Raw genomic sequence first — 15379 nt, forward strand, 5'->3', positions numbered from 1 at the left:
TAGTTTATTCTATTTTTAAAAGTTAGTTGCGAACGTCTTGATGCAAGTGACAATTTCTATCTCATTACTCTCTTCTGGAACCATCAATGGTACACATTTAATCATGGGTAAATCATATATTGTCTCAGCTAAATGTGCCGTATTTTTACTACTAATGGCAGACAATTGATATTCAGTGAGATCGGCGATAACTAACATCTTAGATACTGCATTATCGTTATTGAGTGACGAGTCACTGGCCATTTTTACTAATACTTCAATTACGTTACTCATACTACTTACTCCATGTGATCTTTGAGACGTTTACGATAATTCTCTGACGGTAAATTTTATATTCTATAAAACTAAGCTCAATTCGGGACCGTTTTTTATACGCTCTTCTTTTTTATCTATTGCCACTAGTTTTGCCAGTACTGCTTCGTTAGGTTGCATGGTGCTACAAGGGGGGAGCACTAAGGTGGTATGCATGAATAATTCAGCATCAACAAGCTCAGTGAGTAATATTTTTTCATCACGCATGGCATCAATAGCAATACCTTTAGCTTGATAAAGAATAACCTCGTGATCACGGGGATAATGTTCAAGTAACAAATCAACTAAAACCTGACGATAAGCTTTACCCGTAGAGAACTTACCTAACGACTTATCACCAGCAAGGGCGACTTGCCATAATATTAAATGCGCAGAGGTATCAATATTGCGCTTATAGAACATAAACTGGCTAGTTTCATAATGCATGCAGCCTGTCTTACCTGGGTCTATCCCCAAGTCGGCATACAAACAATCTTCAGCAGATATGCCTGGTTCCATAGTGGCAGGTAGCTCTTCGGCTTTAGCTTTTTTAATCGCTCGGTGGCTAACACAGGCAAACACACCAGGGTGACCATAAAAAGCGGCAACCACTTTTTTACCATCACGCACTTCGGTTAAAATAGTATCAACCATTTCATTGTAAGTAATGTTGCGGTTTTTACCTTCTTCGTAGAAGCGTTGTAAACAGCGAACATCAGTATTCATACCTTCAAGCCATTTTTGGGCAAAGCCATTGGCCATCAGTGAAAATACGACACCTGCTTGTTCGATATGACTTTGGGAAATAGGGCTAATATGCGCACCTAAAGTCATGCCAGTACCAACACATACTAAACTGCCTGACATGGTAAAATCCTTTTTATTCTTAGGGGTAATCTGGGGATAACAATGATGCGATGCCTACTAAAAAAGGAAAGTCGTAATGTTGTTATTATTTTGTAACTAAATTACCAGAAGCACGTATCAGGGGCAATCAGTATATTACTTTATAGTATTGTTTTTACTGAGGGGACTTAATCAATAGCAATGACCATTTCTTTAGAGACTGGTGTGGCAAATAATTTCGTATTACCTTAGCTTGCCACTGGCTTTGGTCAAAATACTGATAACCATTTTCGGAGGTAGTCTCTTGTAAGTTGGCTTCGAAAACATAGCCTATTTTTCGCAATATACGTTGTGTAGCTCTATTCTTATTAGCATAAAAAGCATTGATTCTATCAATGTTAAGTTGTTTAAATCCGTATTCCATTATCGCGGAAACCGCTTCTTCAGGCAGTAGTTTACCGTTAGCTTTAGTGGCTAACATAATACCAATCTCTACTTGTTCAATAGGCAAACTGCTTGGTTTAGTGGTTTGAGTTGCCGCTAACCAAGAAAAAGCTTGAGTACCTATGATCTCATCGATTTTTTTATCGACAATTGCCCATGTGCGTACGGTGTTTTTTTCAAGGCTATTGGCTGCTAACGCACGATCAAAAGCAGCATGTGCTTTTGCTTGTGTTAGTGGTTCGCCAACCACTCGCATCATTTTTTTGTCGGTATATTGATAACAATAAAAGGCTTTATCTTCCGCTATTAACGGCCTGATTAATAGCCGTTCAGTGGTAAAACTGTGCATGTACAACTCTTCAATGGAATATAAGTATTAAGGGGGGATAAACAACAAAAGGACTAGTTATAGTTCCAAGCGCTATTTAACTGTGCGGTTTTTTCGGTTTCAGGTACTTCGAACATAGTGACTTTATTACGACCGGTTTTCTTAGAGGCGTAAGCGGCAAAGTCAGCATCAGCTAATAGCTTATCTAAATCGAAACCTGAGCACCTAGCATCGGTAACACCAAAGCTGGCGGTGATTGAAAAATCATAACCAGATTCTTCAGTAATTATCTCTTCAATTGCAGCGCGGCACGCCTCTGCGCGCAGCATAGCCGCAGCAATATTACAGCTAGGTAATACTAAGCAAAACTCTTCGCCACCTAAACGGGCAAAAATATCATTTTTTCGGCCTATGTTTTGACATACTTTAATGGTTTCTTTTAATGCCCAATCGCCACAAGCATGACCAAACGAGTCATTAACCTTTTTGAAGTGATCTAAATCGAACATAATCACACTTAATTCTTGTTCGGCATTTTTACAATATTTTAAGGCGCTGTTGGTGACATGAGTAAAATGACCACGATTATATATACCGGTTAAGGGATCATATTCAGCCAGTTCTTTTACGCGCTTATGGGTGCGCCAAAAACGCATACCGACAAAAGCGAGAATTAAAATAATAAAACTTAACAGTAAAATGATCAGCTGCCTATTTGCCACTTTAGTTTTTTCTAAGGTTTGTTCGGTAGCCAATGAATGGTTCTTTTCATTGAGTAACTGTATTTGGCTCTCTTGTTCAAAGGCATTATGTTCAGCTAATTGAAAAGCTAGGTGTTTGGCCTTTTCACCTTCAAGATGAGCTTTTTCTATTTCAGAGTATTTTTCAAAGTACTTAAGGGCGAGGGGTAAGTCCTGTTGTTTTTTAGCAACTTGATATAGCAAAGAATAAGTCTCAACCCCTTGTAGGATATTCGATACATTACTGTTTATTGCAAGTGCTGCTATAGCATGATTTTTAGCACTTTTTACGTCGTCTATTTTCAAATAGGCCTTAGCGATAATATTATTTACTTCAGCTATCAACATAGGGTATTGAGTAGAGTTAGTTGGTTCTAAGTATTTTAAAAGGAAATCCAATGACTTTTGGGGCGCATCATTTTGTAAATACAGCTTGGCTTTATGTGTACGAACTATATGTGCTGGAATTAAAAAGTCGGCATTTATGCACTCTGCTACCGCATCTTCGAAGTCATTATCGTCCAACTTTAATTGATTTAAATTAAATTTTGCTTCTAGAGATAGTTGTTTAAGGGCACAATTATTTTTTGGTGGTAATTTTTGTTGTGAAAGCTTATCAATGTAACTTAATGCTAATTGGTATTGCCCTAATTGACTGTAAAATACAATGATGGTCAGTAAACCGTTTTGATAATGTTCAGTATTGTTAATAGTGGGTAAAAGTTTAATGTTAGTGGTAATATACTCTAACCCCTCTGCCCAGTTTTTGGTTGCAGCAGCAACAACAATAAGAGAGTAATTGACTCTAAATTTGATTAAATTGCTAGTGTTTTTTTTTAGCAGAGTCTTTAATTTTGGCTCTGCTTTATCATATTCCCCGCTGTAAATGAAATGAAAGGCAAATAATGCATCCAGATATTGCTGCTGTTTGTCTGTGAGCTGATGCTCCTTTAGTTCAAAAATTAACTTTTTAAATTCTGTAGGATTGGAACGTCTATTTTTATCTGCTAATTGCAGCTTATCGTTAATTTCTTTCAGTGTAAGGTTTTTGTTTTCGAACTGTTTTGGCTTGGTTCTTTCATCTGCTAATGACGTTTGAATAGAAGTTGACAGTACAAAAAATAACAGCACAAAAAAACTAAATATCAAGGTATTGTTTTTTACTGCACTGTTAGTTTTTATCAACATTACTGGAGGCAAACTAGTAATTGACGGTTATTAGCTGACTAGCGGTTTCTGTGCTGTCATTCGTTTTGTCACTTTCTTCTGGTTCATCATCTTCTGCAGGAATAATAGGAATGAAAAACTTAATTTTTGAAATTTCATCAGTGTTTTCAACTAACGCTTCAACATCATTAGCCACAATAGCTTGCATTTGACCATCATTAATATCACTGGTTGCTACTAAATCAGCAATAGCATCTTCGCTATTAAGTGCTGCGTCACTTGCCATTTTTTCTAATACTGTAATTACTTTACTCAAAATTCATACTCCATTTTGTTTTTATTGTTAGCGATTTAAAAATGCTTTGGATTTTTAGCCTAAGCAATACATTAAATTCAATCTTATGGGTCACTAAATTAGCAGAGTTAGGGCGGTTAACGCAATGGCTATCATTGATATTATCGTCTTGTTTTATAGGTGATGTTTTACAGGCTGCGTTCAAATAATAATCGTTGTCTTTTCTCTTTTCTCTTATTTTGTAGCAGGAAATACTTTAGTAATCAACTGCTGCAGCCATTGTTCATGATCAAAGTACTGGTAGTGAGTATGATCGATACTTTTGCTGTGGTCATTAACCGCTGTCGCAGGATTAAAACCTAGCTTATTAACAAAACGTTTAGTCGCTAGGTTACGACTATTATAAAAGGCATTGATACGAGAGATTTTTAATTGAGTAAACGCGTATTCCATTAGCGCACCCATCGCTTCTTCAGGAAATAACTTACCATTAGCTTTGGGAGATAGCATAATTCCTATTTCAGCTTGTTTTATGTCAGTAACCTCAGTTTCATTCATTGTGATTGCATTGTGCGGCAGGATGAGAAATGACAAGGTTTGCGTGCCAATAATGGTTTCACTCTTTAGACAAACGATTGCCCACGTAATTACTGATTTTTTACCCCCATTAATAGCGCGTTGATTAGCTCGGAGATAACGTTGAAAAGCTTTGTTCGCCTCCTCGGAACTTAAACTCCCCCCTGTATGACGCATTACCTTTTCATTAGTGAGCTGGTAACAAAAAAAGTCCTCATCATCAGCCAATAAAGGTCTTATTAATAATCGCTCTGTGGTAAAGCTATGCATAAGCTCGCTTACATCGTTAGGTGTTTCTGATTGAGGCAACGTTAGTTATATCCCCATGAGGTATCTAACTTTTCTGTTTCTGTTTTTTCCGGTGCAGTAAACATGGTGACTCTATTGCGATCCGCATGTTTTGATTCATAGGCAGCAAAATCAGCATCACCAATGAGTTTTTCTAGTGTGAAACCTGATCGTTGTGCATCAGTAACGCCGAAGCTGGCGGTTATGGTAAAGTCACAGCCTGATGCTTCCGTAGTTATTGCTTCAATGGCGGCGCGACAAGCTTCAGCCCTCAGCATGGCAACATCAATATTACAGCTAGGTAATACAATACAAAATTCTTCCCCTCCTAAACGGGCAAATATATCATTCTGCCTACCAAGCTTCTCACAGGCTTTGGTCACTGCTTTTAATGCCCAGTCGCCAGAAAGGTGACCGAAGCTGTCATTAATTTTTTTGAAGTGGTCTAAGTCAAACATAATTACTGATAAGTCTTGCTCTGCACTTTGACAATACTTTAAGGCACTGAGTGTTACTTGGGTAAAATGACCTCGGTTAAATATTCCGGTTAAAGGGTCGTACTCTGCTAGTTGTTTTACTCGCTTATGAGTACGCCATAAACGTAAACCACCTAAAGTTAATACGATAATAATAAAGGTTAACAATATAATGACTAATTGGCGGTTGTTAACTTTAGTTTCAGCCAACGTTTGCTCTGCAGACAATAAACTATTCTTTTCACTTAATAGTGCTATTTGGCTTTGCTGAACAAGATGTTTGTTTTGGGCAAGCTGGAAAGATAAGTGTTTGTTTTTAATATCATCAGAATCTATTTTGTCAAAGGCAGCATATTTTTCATGGTAACTAAGTGCTAAGTGGAGTTTGTTTTCTTTTTTGGCAATTTGGTAAAGTACTTTATACGTTTTAGCTGACTGGTTAACATTGTTGTTTGATGTATTAGTTAGTGCAGCTTGTTCAGCGTAGTATTTACTGTTGGTTATGTCATTTGTTTGCCAGTAAGCCTGCGCCAAAATATTGTTCACACCCGTAATTAGTTCAGGGTAATGTGTGCTTTTTACTGCTTCTATGTATGGCAGTAGGCTATTGATAGCACCATTGATATTTTGTTCAGCTAAAAATGCTCGTGCTTGATAAACACGAATGATACTACTGACCATAATATCATTGTTTTTTTCACAGCTATTGAGCGCGGTATATATAACAGGGTCGCTGCTAGATAGTTGGTTTAAGTGGAATTTAGATTCAATAGCTAATTGCTTAGCAATGCAGTTAAGGTTTGGTGATAGGGCTTGGGCTAATAACTCTTTGATGTAATATAAAGAGAGCTCATATTGTTTCATTTTTTTATAAAAAATAATGGTGGCAGTTAAATGTGCCTGATAATGAAAGTTATTATCTATTAGTTCAGAGGCTTTAATATTTTTATTGATGAGGGCTAACCCCTTAAACCACTCCTTTTTTGCGGCATAAATATTGACTAACGTATAGCTGGTGCGAAAATTAATTAATTTATTTGTATTTGAGGCTAAAATACTTGAGAACTGCTTTTCTGCTTTGTTATATCGTCCGTTAAACGTGTGATCATAGCCTTTTAAGAAATTGAATAAGTGTAGCTGTTCTTTGGTAAAATTATTCTTGATAGCAAGATTTTTCAATATTTGTTGGAATTTTAATGGCTGTGTACGTCTAATATTATCTGCGAGTTTAAGTGCTTCGGAAATGCTATTTAGCGCATCTGTTGGTATTGTTTTTATATGTCTTGCTGATTGTAAGTCTTCCTGCTGGCTGTAAGCAAAGTTGCCGCAAGTGATTAGCGATAAAAAAAGTACAACTATAGTGTGCAGGAGAATATATTTCTTATTTTCAATATAAATAAATGTCACAGCAGCACTATTCCTTTAGGTGGCAAAATTAATTAACTCGTGTATTAATGGTTAATGTAATTAAGCCTTTACTATAAAGCGGAGTGTGTTTTTAGCTTCTTCACTTTGACTTTCTTCTTGGCTTTCCTGCTCTTCATCTTCAGCAGGTAATACAATGGCACACATTGAAAGTGGAAAGTTAGCAATAGTTTCAGCTAAACGTTCACTATCTTGCGCTAATATTGCTTGTTTTTGCTCAGTTGAAATTTCAGCATATTCTAATAACGCTGTGATTTCTTGTTTAGTTGTTAAGCTGGGGTTGTTAGCCAGTGTTGCTAATACGTTTATTACTTTACTCATACGGCTTACTCCATTTTTGTTATTTTTAAAAGAGTTAAATGCTTTAGTAACAAAGGTAACTCATTTGTTACTTGTTTTTGTTGGTTGCTAAATTAGCAGGTTTAGGGGGGGGAGAGCAATGATTAATCTGGGCTTTATTACCTCGGACGTTAGGGTAATTAGTTAGTTTATATTGATTTTATTTGCACCATGGTGCAAACATAAGCTATGTAGAGCAGGAGCTAGGTAAATGAAGTTGCTATAGCGTCTTTATTTACTTTCTTATTCCCGTGTGTTTTTGTTTTACATTTAGGTTTTCAACTATTGATAAGTCTTTACCTATCGTTGCTGGGCAAACTTTACTACACCTGTTTTTTCAGCTGAGCGGTCAAACACCACGTAATAGTTATTTAATAAGGGCAAACCAATAATACTTTGATTAGGCCATTGTGGTAACTGGCTCAATAAACGCAAGCAGGCCTTGTTATGATTAGGGGTATTTATTTGCCAGTACGTTTGTGGCGTACAAGCTAGTTGTACTATTTTCTCAGATGTTGTGGCGGTTGCTGCCTCACCAACAAAGTTGAAATACAGCGTTGGCCACTCTGAAAGTGTTAACTTACCTACATCTATACCTGTTAATTGTGCGCTCATTTCTTTAAAAGGTGCTAAACATTTGGCAAAGTTGCCGTTATAAGCAATGAGGTAGTTAATGACTTGTTGGTAAATGTCGGCAGTAAGTACTATACCCCCTGCACCAGTATCGATAATGGCGTTAGTGAAGTAAGTCTTTAGTTTGTTCGGCTCAAGTGGCTCTGCTGTTATAGGCTTGCTTTTTCCCACTTGAACAGACTTTAGCGCTACATTGTAATAAACATCGTGTTCTACCTTAATGCTTTGGAACTCACCTTGGTATAAGTCTGTTTGTTCTTCACCACCACCTAATATCAACAGGCCTTGGTTCAAAGGATCTTTAGCCAACTCAAGAGCGGGAGTGTTGTCAGTATTGTCGGCATTAATATGTATCGCAGAACGTTTACTATAGAAAGCAAACTTGTTGGCGCTGAGTTGCTGCTGTTCTAATAAAGTGAAGTAGGGCGTAACGTCATGTTCGGGGTACTTCCACATCAATTTTTTAAAACTGGCTAGATTTTCACTTACTTCTTCACTAAAAGGCCAAGGGTAACTGAGCGCAGGATTAATATTATGCTCAGTAAAGTAGTTACTAAAATCAAAGCTTTTGTTTAGGTGATGATAAGCCAAGCCTAAAATACCATCGGCAGCACCAAAGGTTTTACTTTGTTTTGCAGAATGTACCAGGGCAACTGGCGCATCACTCAAGTTCATACTTGGACTTTTTGCGATGCTTTGCGGATGTTTGGAGTGATGGCAGTGCTCATGAATATTAATACTGGTATATATAACCGGACCATTCCAGCCGCCAACACCATAATTAACTTCTTGTATTGCGGTGCTAGGCGTTAACTTTTTATCAAGGGCTGCTTGGTAAGTTGTACTTTTTACTACCAAAGTGCTGCTACCGGTATCGAGTAGTAGGTTAACAGGCGATTTTTCACTACCTAGATGTAAGGTTACGCTGTAATCACCTTGTCCAAATACATTGGTAATAGGCATTCTTAACATTGTTGTCATGGCATTTGTCATTATTTTTATGATTATTATTGTTTTAACTTCAGTTGGCCTAAGTGCTGTTATTTTACTCTGCCACAGTTACAGCCGTTATTCGAGCTAAGTTTGCGCCATATTTGGCTTTGTCTTTTTTGTCTCATTTGTCAACAAATTTGTTAATGAATTGTATGATTTACGCCCACATTAATACTTTAATAAATGTCAATATCAAAAAGGTGAAAAAAAACAAATATTGTTCAAATTCTATGCTTTTCAATTGAAAAAAAGACGTGTAAACTTAGCGCCCTTTTGGAAGGTAGCTCAAAAAAACAGCAGTATGAAAATAGGCACATATCAACTCAATTCTCAGGTAATGCTTGCCCCTATGGCAGGGATTACCGATCAACCTTTTCGACAATTATGTTGTCAATTGGGTGCAGGCTTAGCAGTGTCCGAAATGCTTTCGTCAAATCCGAAAGTGTGGCATACCGAAAAGTCTAAATTGAGAATGGTGCATAGCGATGCTGCAGGTATTCGTTCGGTACAAATTGCTGGAAGTTGTCCTGAAGAATTAGCGTTTGCTGCGAAAGTAAATGCTGATAACGGCGCGCAAATTATTGATATCAATATGGGCTGTCCTGCAAAAAAGGTAAATAAAAAATTAGCGGGTTCTGCTTTATTGAAAGAACCTGCATTGGTTGAGCGTATTGTTCAGTCGGTGGTGAATGCGGTAAATATTCCGGTCACGCTAAAAATTCGCACAGGATGGTGTGAAGATACTCGTAATGGTATTGAAATAGCTAAAATTGCCGAAGGTAGTGGTATAGCATCACTCGCAGTGCATGGCCGTACTCGTAATGACTTTTATAAAGGCAATGCGGAATACGACACTATTAAAGCAATAAAAGCAGCGATTTCAATTCCGGTAGTGGCAAATGGTGATATTACGTCACCTGAAAAGGCACTGCAGGTTTTAACCCTTACGGGAGCAGATGCCATAATGATTGGCCGTGGTGCACAGGGTCGTCCGTGGATTTTTCGAGAAATTAATCATTTTTTGACAACGGGCAATAAAATGTTAGCACCAGCATTGAGTGAAGTACGCTCAATTGTATTGGCCCATGTTATGGAGTTACATCAGTTTTACGGCGATTTCAAAGGTGTGATGATCGCCCGAAAACACGTGTCTTGGTATGTACATAACCTAGTTGATTGCCTTGAAGGCTTCAGCGCAGCGTTTAACATTGACCAAGGCAAAGCGTTTAGAGCTATTTTTAATGGTTTAGCGTCGACCGATGAACAATTGGTGACGTTAGACAAATTTTTTGATGATTTTGCTACTGGTTCCTTTTAGGGGCGAGTGAAAAATTGTTGTAGTTTTATTTTATTTTTATTAACAAAAGAAAGAGTTATATCATATGTTCGAACAAAATGTTTCTTCTCCATTTATTACTGGCGATATTCAGACACAAACTAAGACTTCTCCATTACGTACTCAAGCTAAAATCGCAATCAGCAACTACTTATCACAATTAAATGGTAACGATGTTGATGATATGTATGATCTTGTATTGAGCGAAATTGAAGCGCCAATGTTAGAAGAAGTTATGATGTACACTCGCGGTAACCAAACACGCGCTGCCAACTTGTTAGGCATTAACCGCGGTACGTTACGCAAGAAACTTAAAAAATACGGCATGAACTAAGCCAGTATTTTTATATAAAGCACCTTCGGGTGCTTTTTAAGTTTTATAGCACTCTAAATCTCTTTAATTAATCATGTAACTTTGCAAGTTAGCGTTATCAGTTAATGATAATAGGCTAGCAGTACGTTACAACTAAAAAGGTAAAAATAATGGATACTCCACGTCCAATTAAACGCGCACTATTAAGTGTTTCTGATAAAGCAGGTATTGTTGAATTTGCTCGTCGCTTAAGTGAGAAAGGTGTTGATCTTCTTTCTACTGGCGGTACAGCAAAATTATTAGCTGAAAACGGCATTAAAGTAACTGAAGTATCTGACTACACAGGTCACCCAGAAATTATGGATGGTCGTGTTAAAACATTACACCCTAAAGTACATGGCGGCATTTTAGCGCGTCGTGGTATTGATGAAACAGTAATGGCAGAAAACGATATCAGCGCAATTGATATGGTAGTGGTTAACTTGTACCCGTTTGCTAATGCAGTAAGTGATGAAAATTGTTCATTAGAAAATGCAATTGAAAATATTGATATTGGTGGCCCAACGATGGTTCGTGCCGCTGCTAAGAACCATAAAGACGTGACTATTGTTGTTAATGCCAGCGATTACGATCGTGTGTTAACAGAATTAGATAACAACAATGATTCATTAACGTATAAAACACGTTTTGATTTAGCGATTGCTGCCTATGAGCATACTGCTAGCTACGATGGAATGATCGCTAACTACTTTGGTAAAATGTTACCAGCGTACGGCGAAACAGAATCGACAGCGTCTTTTGAAAATAAAGTTAAATTCCCACGTACTTTTAATAGCCAGTTTATTAAAACACAAGATTTACGTTACGGTGAAAACTCGCATCAAGATGCTGCTTTTTATAAAGAAGCGAATCCTGAAGAAGCGTCAATTTCTACCGCGACTCAGTTACAAGGTAAAGCTTTATCTTATAACAACATCGCTGATACTGATGCAGCATTAGAATGTGTTAAAGAATTTGATGAGCCAGCTTGTGTCATTGTTAAGCACGCTAACCCTTGTGGTGTTGCGATTGGTGATAACATTTTAGCGGCTTATGAAGGCGCTTATAAAACTGATCCTACTTCTGCTTTTGGTGGCATCATCGCGTTTAACCGCGAATTAGATGCAGATACTGCTGAAGCGATTGTTTCTCGTCAATTTGTTGAAGTAATCATTGCACCAAGTGTTTCTGATGCTGCAGCACAAATTGTAGCTGCTAAGCCTAATTTACGTTTATTAGAATGTGGTCAGTGGGATAACAAATCAACTGGCTTTAATTTGAAACGTGTTAACGGCGGTTTATTAGTACAAGATACTGACCAAGGTAGCGTAACAAGTGATGACTTAACGGTTGTTACTAAGCGTCAACCTACAGCAGACGAGATGCGTGATTTACAATTTTGTTGGAAAGTAGCAAAATTTGTTAAATCTAACGCGATTGTTTACGTTAAAAATAGCTCCACTATCGGTGTCGGCGCTGGCCAAATGAGCCGCGTATACTCAGCGAAAGTTGCGGGTATTAAAGCTGCTGATGAAAACTTAGAAGTTAAAGGTTCGGTAATGGCCTCTGATGCATTCTTCCCATTCCGTGATGGTTTAGACGCAGCTGCTGAAGCAGGCATTACTGCCGTAATTCAGCCGGGTGGCTCTATGCGTGATAACGAAGTTATTGCAGCAGCAGACGAACATAACATCGCGATGGTGTTTACAGGTATGCGTCACTTCCGCCATTAAGATTTATTCTTGTCGCTGTTAGCCACAATTTAGTTGTCGAATGTACTCTCTGACTAACGTCAGCTCCGTGCTTTTTCCTATAAATTGAAACTAACAGCTTAAAGAACCTTTCTTAAGGTGAAAGAAAAAGATAGAAGAAAAGCAGTGTTGATTTATTTACTTACAATGAAAATAAGTATGGTAATAAAATCTACGCTGCTTGTTTGTTTCAAATCTGTTATAAATATTGCTGATAATTTATATCTTCAATGATATTGATAAAAATACTAATAATTTCATACCAGTTTCACTAATGTGGTGATCAATTTATACGTAGGGAAAACGAACAAATACAAGGCATTTATTTTAATAACTAGTTGTTCTAATTATTAAATAAATAACGCAGTAGTTGGTTGTTTTAACAAGTAGAAATGAGCACTTAGTTAGTGAGATTGGTATTACAAAGGAAAATAGTTATGACAATTAAAACAAACGCGCTTAAATCAATCGCTATTGCAGTGACCTTAAGCTGTGGAGCATTAAGTTTATCTGCTACGGCACATGATACTCATGCACATGAAGCTAATTCCAACAAAAGTGCATCAATAAAAGTACTTGAAAATGCTGTGTCAGGTGATCATCGTACGGCTAAAAATAAAGCGCGTGATCAATATCGTCATCCTATTGAAACGTTGAACTTTTTTGGTTTTACACCAGATATGACCGTCGTTGAAATTACGCCAGGTGGTGGTTGGTACACTGAAATACTAGCACCAGCGTTAAAAGGTACTGGTAAATTATATGGTGCTCATTACCCCGATACAGGTGCTGATGACTATTACAGTAATTCACGTAAAAAATTAGTGAAGAAACTTGCTTCAGATGTAGTTTTCAGTGACGTTGTTTTAACAGACTTTACTCCACGTCAAGAAAGTGTTTTAGCACCACAAGGTAGTGCTGATCTAATCTTAACGTTCAGAAATCTACATAACTGGAAAGATGCGGGTGTAGAGCAAGTATTTAAAGATGCTTTTAATGCACTTAAGCCAGGTGGTGTTTTAGGTGTAGTTGAACACAGATTACCTGCAGACGGTGATGCTAAAGTAGCAGTAGGTTATGTTTCTGAAACTAATACTATTAAACAAGCTAAAGCGGCTGGTTTTAGATTTTCAGCTTCTAGTGAAATTAATGCTAACCCAAAAGATTTAGCACAATACAAAGTCTGGACTTTACCACCTAGCTTAGCGCTTAAAGATAAAGACAGAGCAAAATATTTAGCGATTGGCGAAAGCGATCGTATGACATTAAAATTTGTTAAACCAGCGAAATAATTGCTGATTTAACCAAAAGAAAATTAATAGGAAAACATATGAAAATCTTAGTTATAGGCGGCGGCGGTCGTGAACATGCTTTAGCATGGAAAGCGGCTCAATCAAGTCAGGTTACTAAAGTGTTTGTTGCTCCGGGTAATGCTGGTACAGCAACCGAAGCAAAATTAGAAAATGTTGCTATCGATATTAGTGATAATGCTGCCTTAGTTGCTTTTGCTCAAAGTGAAGACGTTGCCTTAACTATTGTTGGCCCTGAACAACCACTGGTTGATGGTGTTGTTGATGCTTTTCAAGCTGAAGGGTTAGCTATTTTTGGTCCAAGTGCCAAAGCTGCTCAACTTGAAGGTTCAAAGTCATTTACTAAAGACTTCTTAGCACGTAACAAAATCCCTTCAGGCAGCTATGAAAAGTTCACCGAAGTTGAGCCTGCATTGGCTTATGTTCGTGAACAGGGCGCACCTATTGTTGTTAAAGCTGATGGTTTAGCTGCAGGTAAAGGCGTTATTGTTGCATTAACATTAAAAGAAGCAGAAGACGCTATTACCGATATGTTAGCGGGTAATGCTTTTGGTGATGCGGGTCATCGCGTAGTGATTGAAGAGTTTCTTGAAGGTGAAGAAGCTAGTTTCATCGTAATGGTTGATGGTAAAAATGTTTTACCAATGGCAACAAGCCAAGATCATAAACGTGCACTCAATGGTGACTTAGGCCCAAATACGGGTGGCATGGGAGCATATTCTCCAGCAGCAGTAGTTACGGCTGAAATTCATGATCGTATTATGGCTGAAGTAATTATGCCGACGGTTGAAGGCATGGCTAACGAAGATGCTCCTTATAGTGGCTTCTTATATGCTGGTTTAATGATAGCAAGTGATGGTACACCGAACGTTATTGAATATAACTGTCGTTTTGGTGATCCTGAAACACAGCCAATCATGATGCGCTTACAATCAGATTTAGTTGAATTATGTCTAGCCGCTACACGTGGTGAATTAGATAAAGCAACGATCGAATTTGATAGTCGCGCAGCTGTAGGTGTAGTACTTGCCGCACAATCTTATCCTGCAAGTTATCCAAAAGGTGATGTGATCTCTGGTTTAGATAAAAATAACAATGTATCAGCCAAAACATTCCATGCTGGTACTAAGTTAAATGAGCAAGGTGAGGTTGTTACTAACGGTGGTCGTGTACTATGTGCAACTGCATTGGGCAATACAGTAACTGAAGCTCAACAAACGGCTTATGAGTTACTACATCAGATCACGTGGAAAGGTGTCGAATTTAGAACAGACATTGCTTATCGTGCAATCGAACGTGAACAAGAAAATAGCTAACTAAAATTTGGCTTGGTAAAACAGATAGATCATCTTAGTGATCTAGCCTTTTTATCCTATGATCATTTAGATAATGTTAAAAAACCGACCTTAGTGTCGGTTTTTTCATTATTATACGGAATAATTAATCTAAACTAGTGTCATAACAAAGTTAAATCGATACGTTACCTGATAATACATAGTGAGATAACTACAGCTGTAAACTCAGTATTGTTTAATGAATTGCTCAAGGATCATCAACGATCGTGCTTTATAGCCCAATAAGAAAGCTATATGTACGTAAATCGTGCGAACAAACGTAAAGGTGAAAATAACCCTTGATCAAATGTTAAAGCTCTCTATAATGCGCTCCAGTTCCAAGGGGTTCACGCAAAATGAATCGTCAACGGACTGTTTTGATATGTTATCTAACCGAATATTTGGTAAATAACATAAGTTAACGTGTTGTTTTAAATTTTTCTCGAAATACTTTT

14 protein-coding genes are annotated in these 15379 nt (G+C 37.6%); 5 read left to right on the plus strand and 9 right to left on the minus strand.

Features of this window, described 5'->3' with window-relative positions:
- Positions 1-15: 15 nt before the first annotated feature.
- The 9 genes from CXF85_RS11695 to CXF85_RS11735 form a co-directional block, all read right to left on the minus strand.
- Positions 16-273 (minus strand): hypothetical protein, encoded by a 258-nt coding sequence (locus tag CXF85_RS11695; RefSeq protein WP_101228714.1) that lies wholly within the window; start codon positions 271-273, stop codon positions 16-18.
- 63 nt (positions 274-336) lie between these two features.
- Complete coding sequence (locus CXF85_RS11700; protein WP_101228715.1) at positions 337-1158, minus strand: SAM-dependent methyltransferase; 822 nt, start codon at positions 1156-1158, stop codon at positions 337-339.
- Positions 1159-1312: 154 nt separating this feature from the next.
- Positions 1313-1930: a GNAT family N-acetyltransferase gene (locus tag CXF85_RS11705; protein WP_101228716.1), complete on the minus strand. Its 618-nt coding sequence runs from the start codon at positions 1928-1930 to the stop codon at positions 1313-1315.
- A 53-nt stretch (positions 1931-1983) separates the two neighbouring features.
- Complete coding sequence (locus CXF85_RS11710) at positions 1984-3837, minus strand: tetratricopeptide repeat-containing diguanylate cyclase (RefSeq protein WP_101228717.1); 1854 nt, start codon at positions 3835-3837, stop codon at positions 1984-1986.
- 13 nt (positions 3838-3850) lie between these two features.
- Entirely contained in the window at positions 3851-4132 is a 282-nt protein-coding gene (locus CXF85_RS11715) for a hypothetical protein (protein ID WP_101228718.1), read from the minus strand.
- Positions 4133-4345: 213 nt separating this feature from the next.
- Positions 4346-4996 carry a GNAT family N-acetyltransferase gene (locus CXF85_RS11720; RefSeq protein ID WP_101228719.1) on the minus strand — a complete coding sequence of 217 codons (651 nt, stop codon included), beginning with the start codon at positions 4994-4996 and terminating at the stop codon, positions 4346-4348.
- A 2-nt stretch (positions 4997-4998) separates the two neighbouring features.
- The gene (locus tag CXF85_RS11725) at positions 4999-6858 is read right to left on the minus strand and encodes a tetratricopeptide repeat-containing diguanylate cyclase (protein ID WP_101228720.1); all 1860 of its coding nucleotides are present in this window, start codon (positions 6856-6858) and stop codon (positions 4999-5001) included.
- Positions 6859-6918: 60 nt separating this feature from the next.
- Positions 6919-7197 carry a hypothetical protein gene (locus tag CXF85_RS11730; protein WP_101228721.1) on the minus strand — a complete coding sequence of 93 codons (279 nt, stop codon included), beginning with the start codon at positions 7195-7197 and terminating at the stop codon, positions 6919-6921.
- Between the two features lie 318 nt (positions 7198-7515).
- A complete protein-coding gene (locus CXF85_RS11735) occupies positions 7516-8829 on the minus strand; it encodes a pepsin-like aspartic protease (RefSeq protein ID WP_157829090.1) in 1314 nt (437 codons plus the stop codon).
- Between the two features lie 313 nt (positions 8830-9142).
- On the opposite strand from CXF85_RS11735, the gene dusB reads away from it, so the two are divergent.
- The 5 genes from dusB (at position 9143) to purD (ending at position 14906) form a co-directional block, all read left to right on the plus strand.
- A complete protein-coding gene (dusB, locus tag CXF85_RS11740) occupies positions 9143-10159 on the plus strand; it encodes a tRNA dihydrouridine synthase DusB (RefSeq protein ID WP_101228733.1) in 1017 nt (338 codons plus the stop codon).
- Positions 10160-10223: 64 nt separating this feature from the next.
- Entirely contained in the window at positions 10224-10511 is a 288-nt protein-coding gene (gene fis / locus CXF85_RS11745) for a DNA-binding transcriptional regulator Fis (protein ID WP_101228723.1), read from the plus strand.
- A gap of 149 nt (positions 10512-10660) precedes the next feature.
- Positions 10661-12262 (plus strand): bifunctional phosphoribosylaminoimidazolecarboxamide formyltransferase/IMP cyclohydrolase, encoded by a 1602-nt coding sequence (gene purH / locus CXF85_RS11750; RefSeq protein WP_101228724.1) that lies wholly within the window; start codon positions 10661-10663, stop codon positions 12260-12262.
- A gap of 455 nt (positions 12263-12717) precedes the next feature.
- Positions 12718-13572 carry a class I SAM-dependent methyltransferase gene (locus CXF85_RS11755; protein ID WP_101228725.1) on the plus strand — a complete coding sequence of 285 codons (855 nt, stop codon included), beginning with the start codon at positions 12718-12720 and terminating at the stop codon, positions 13570-13572.
- Positions 13573-13610: 38 nt separating this feature from the next.
- Positions 13611-14906 (plus strand): phosphoribosylamine--glycine ligase, encoded by a 1296-nt coding sequence (purD, locus tag CXF85_RS11760; RefSeq protein WP_101228726.1) that lies wholly within the window; start codon positions 13611-13613, stop codon positions 14904-14906.
- Positions 14907-15379: the final 473 nt, after the last annotated feature.

It is taken from the genome of Colwellia sp. 75C3 (assembly GCF_002836255.1).
Classification (GTDB): Bacteria; Pseudomonadota; Gammaproteobacteria; order Enterobacterales; family Alteromonadaceae; genus Colwellia.

What these genes read in the sequence shown, in the direction of transcription:
- CXF85_RS11695 (WP_101228714.1), bottom strand. Translation starts at nt 273, where the DNA reads ATGAGTAACGTAATTGAAGTATTAGTAAAAATGGCCAGTGACTCGTCA.
- CXF85_RS11700 (WP_101228715.1), bottom strand. Translation starts at nt 1,158, where the DNA reads ATGTCAGGCAGTTTAGTATGTGTTGGTACTGGCATGACTTTAGGTGCG.
- CXF85_RS11705 (WP_101228716.1), bottom strand. Translation starts at nt 1,930, where the DNA reads ATGCACAGTTTTACCACTGAACGGCTATTAATCAGGCCGTTAATAGCG.
- CXF85_RS11710 (WP_101228717.1), bottom strand. Translation starts at nt 3,837, where the DNA reads ATGTTGATAAAAACTAACAGTGCAGTAAAAAACAATACCTTGATATTT.
- CXF85_RS11730 (WP_101228721.1), bottom strand. Translation starts at nt 7,197, where the DNA reads ATGAGTAAAGTAATAAACGTATTAGCAACACTGGCTAACAACCCCAGC.
- CXF85_RS11735 (WP_157829090.1), bottom strand. Translation starts at nt 8,829, where the DNA reads ATGACAACAATGTTAAGAATGCCTATTACCAATGTATTTGGACAAGGT.
- dusB (WP_101228733.1), top strand. Translation starts at nt 9,143, where the DNA reads ATGAAAATAGGCACATATCAACTCAATTCTCAGGTAATGCTTGCCCCT.
- fis (WP_101228723.1), top strand. Translation starts at nt 10,224, where the DNA reads ATGTTCGAACAAAATGTTTCTTCTCCATTTATTACTGGCGATATTCAG.
- purH (WP_101228724.1), top strand. Translation starts at nt 10,661, where the DNA reads ATGGATACTCCACGTCCAATTAAACGCGCACTATTAAGTGTTTCTGAT.
- CXF85_RS11755 (WP_101228725.1), top strand. Translation starts at nt 12,718, where the DNA reads ATGACAATTAAAACAAACGCGCTTAAATCAATCGCTATTGCAGTGACC.
- purD (WP_101228726.1), top strand. Translation starts at nt 13,611, where the DNA reads ATGAAAATCTTAGTTATAGGCGGCGGCGGTCGTGAACATGCTTTAGCA.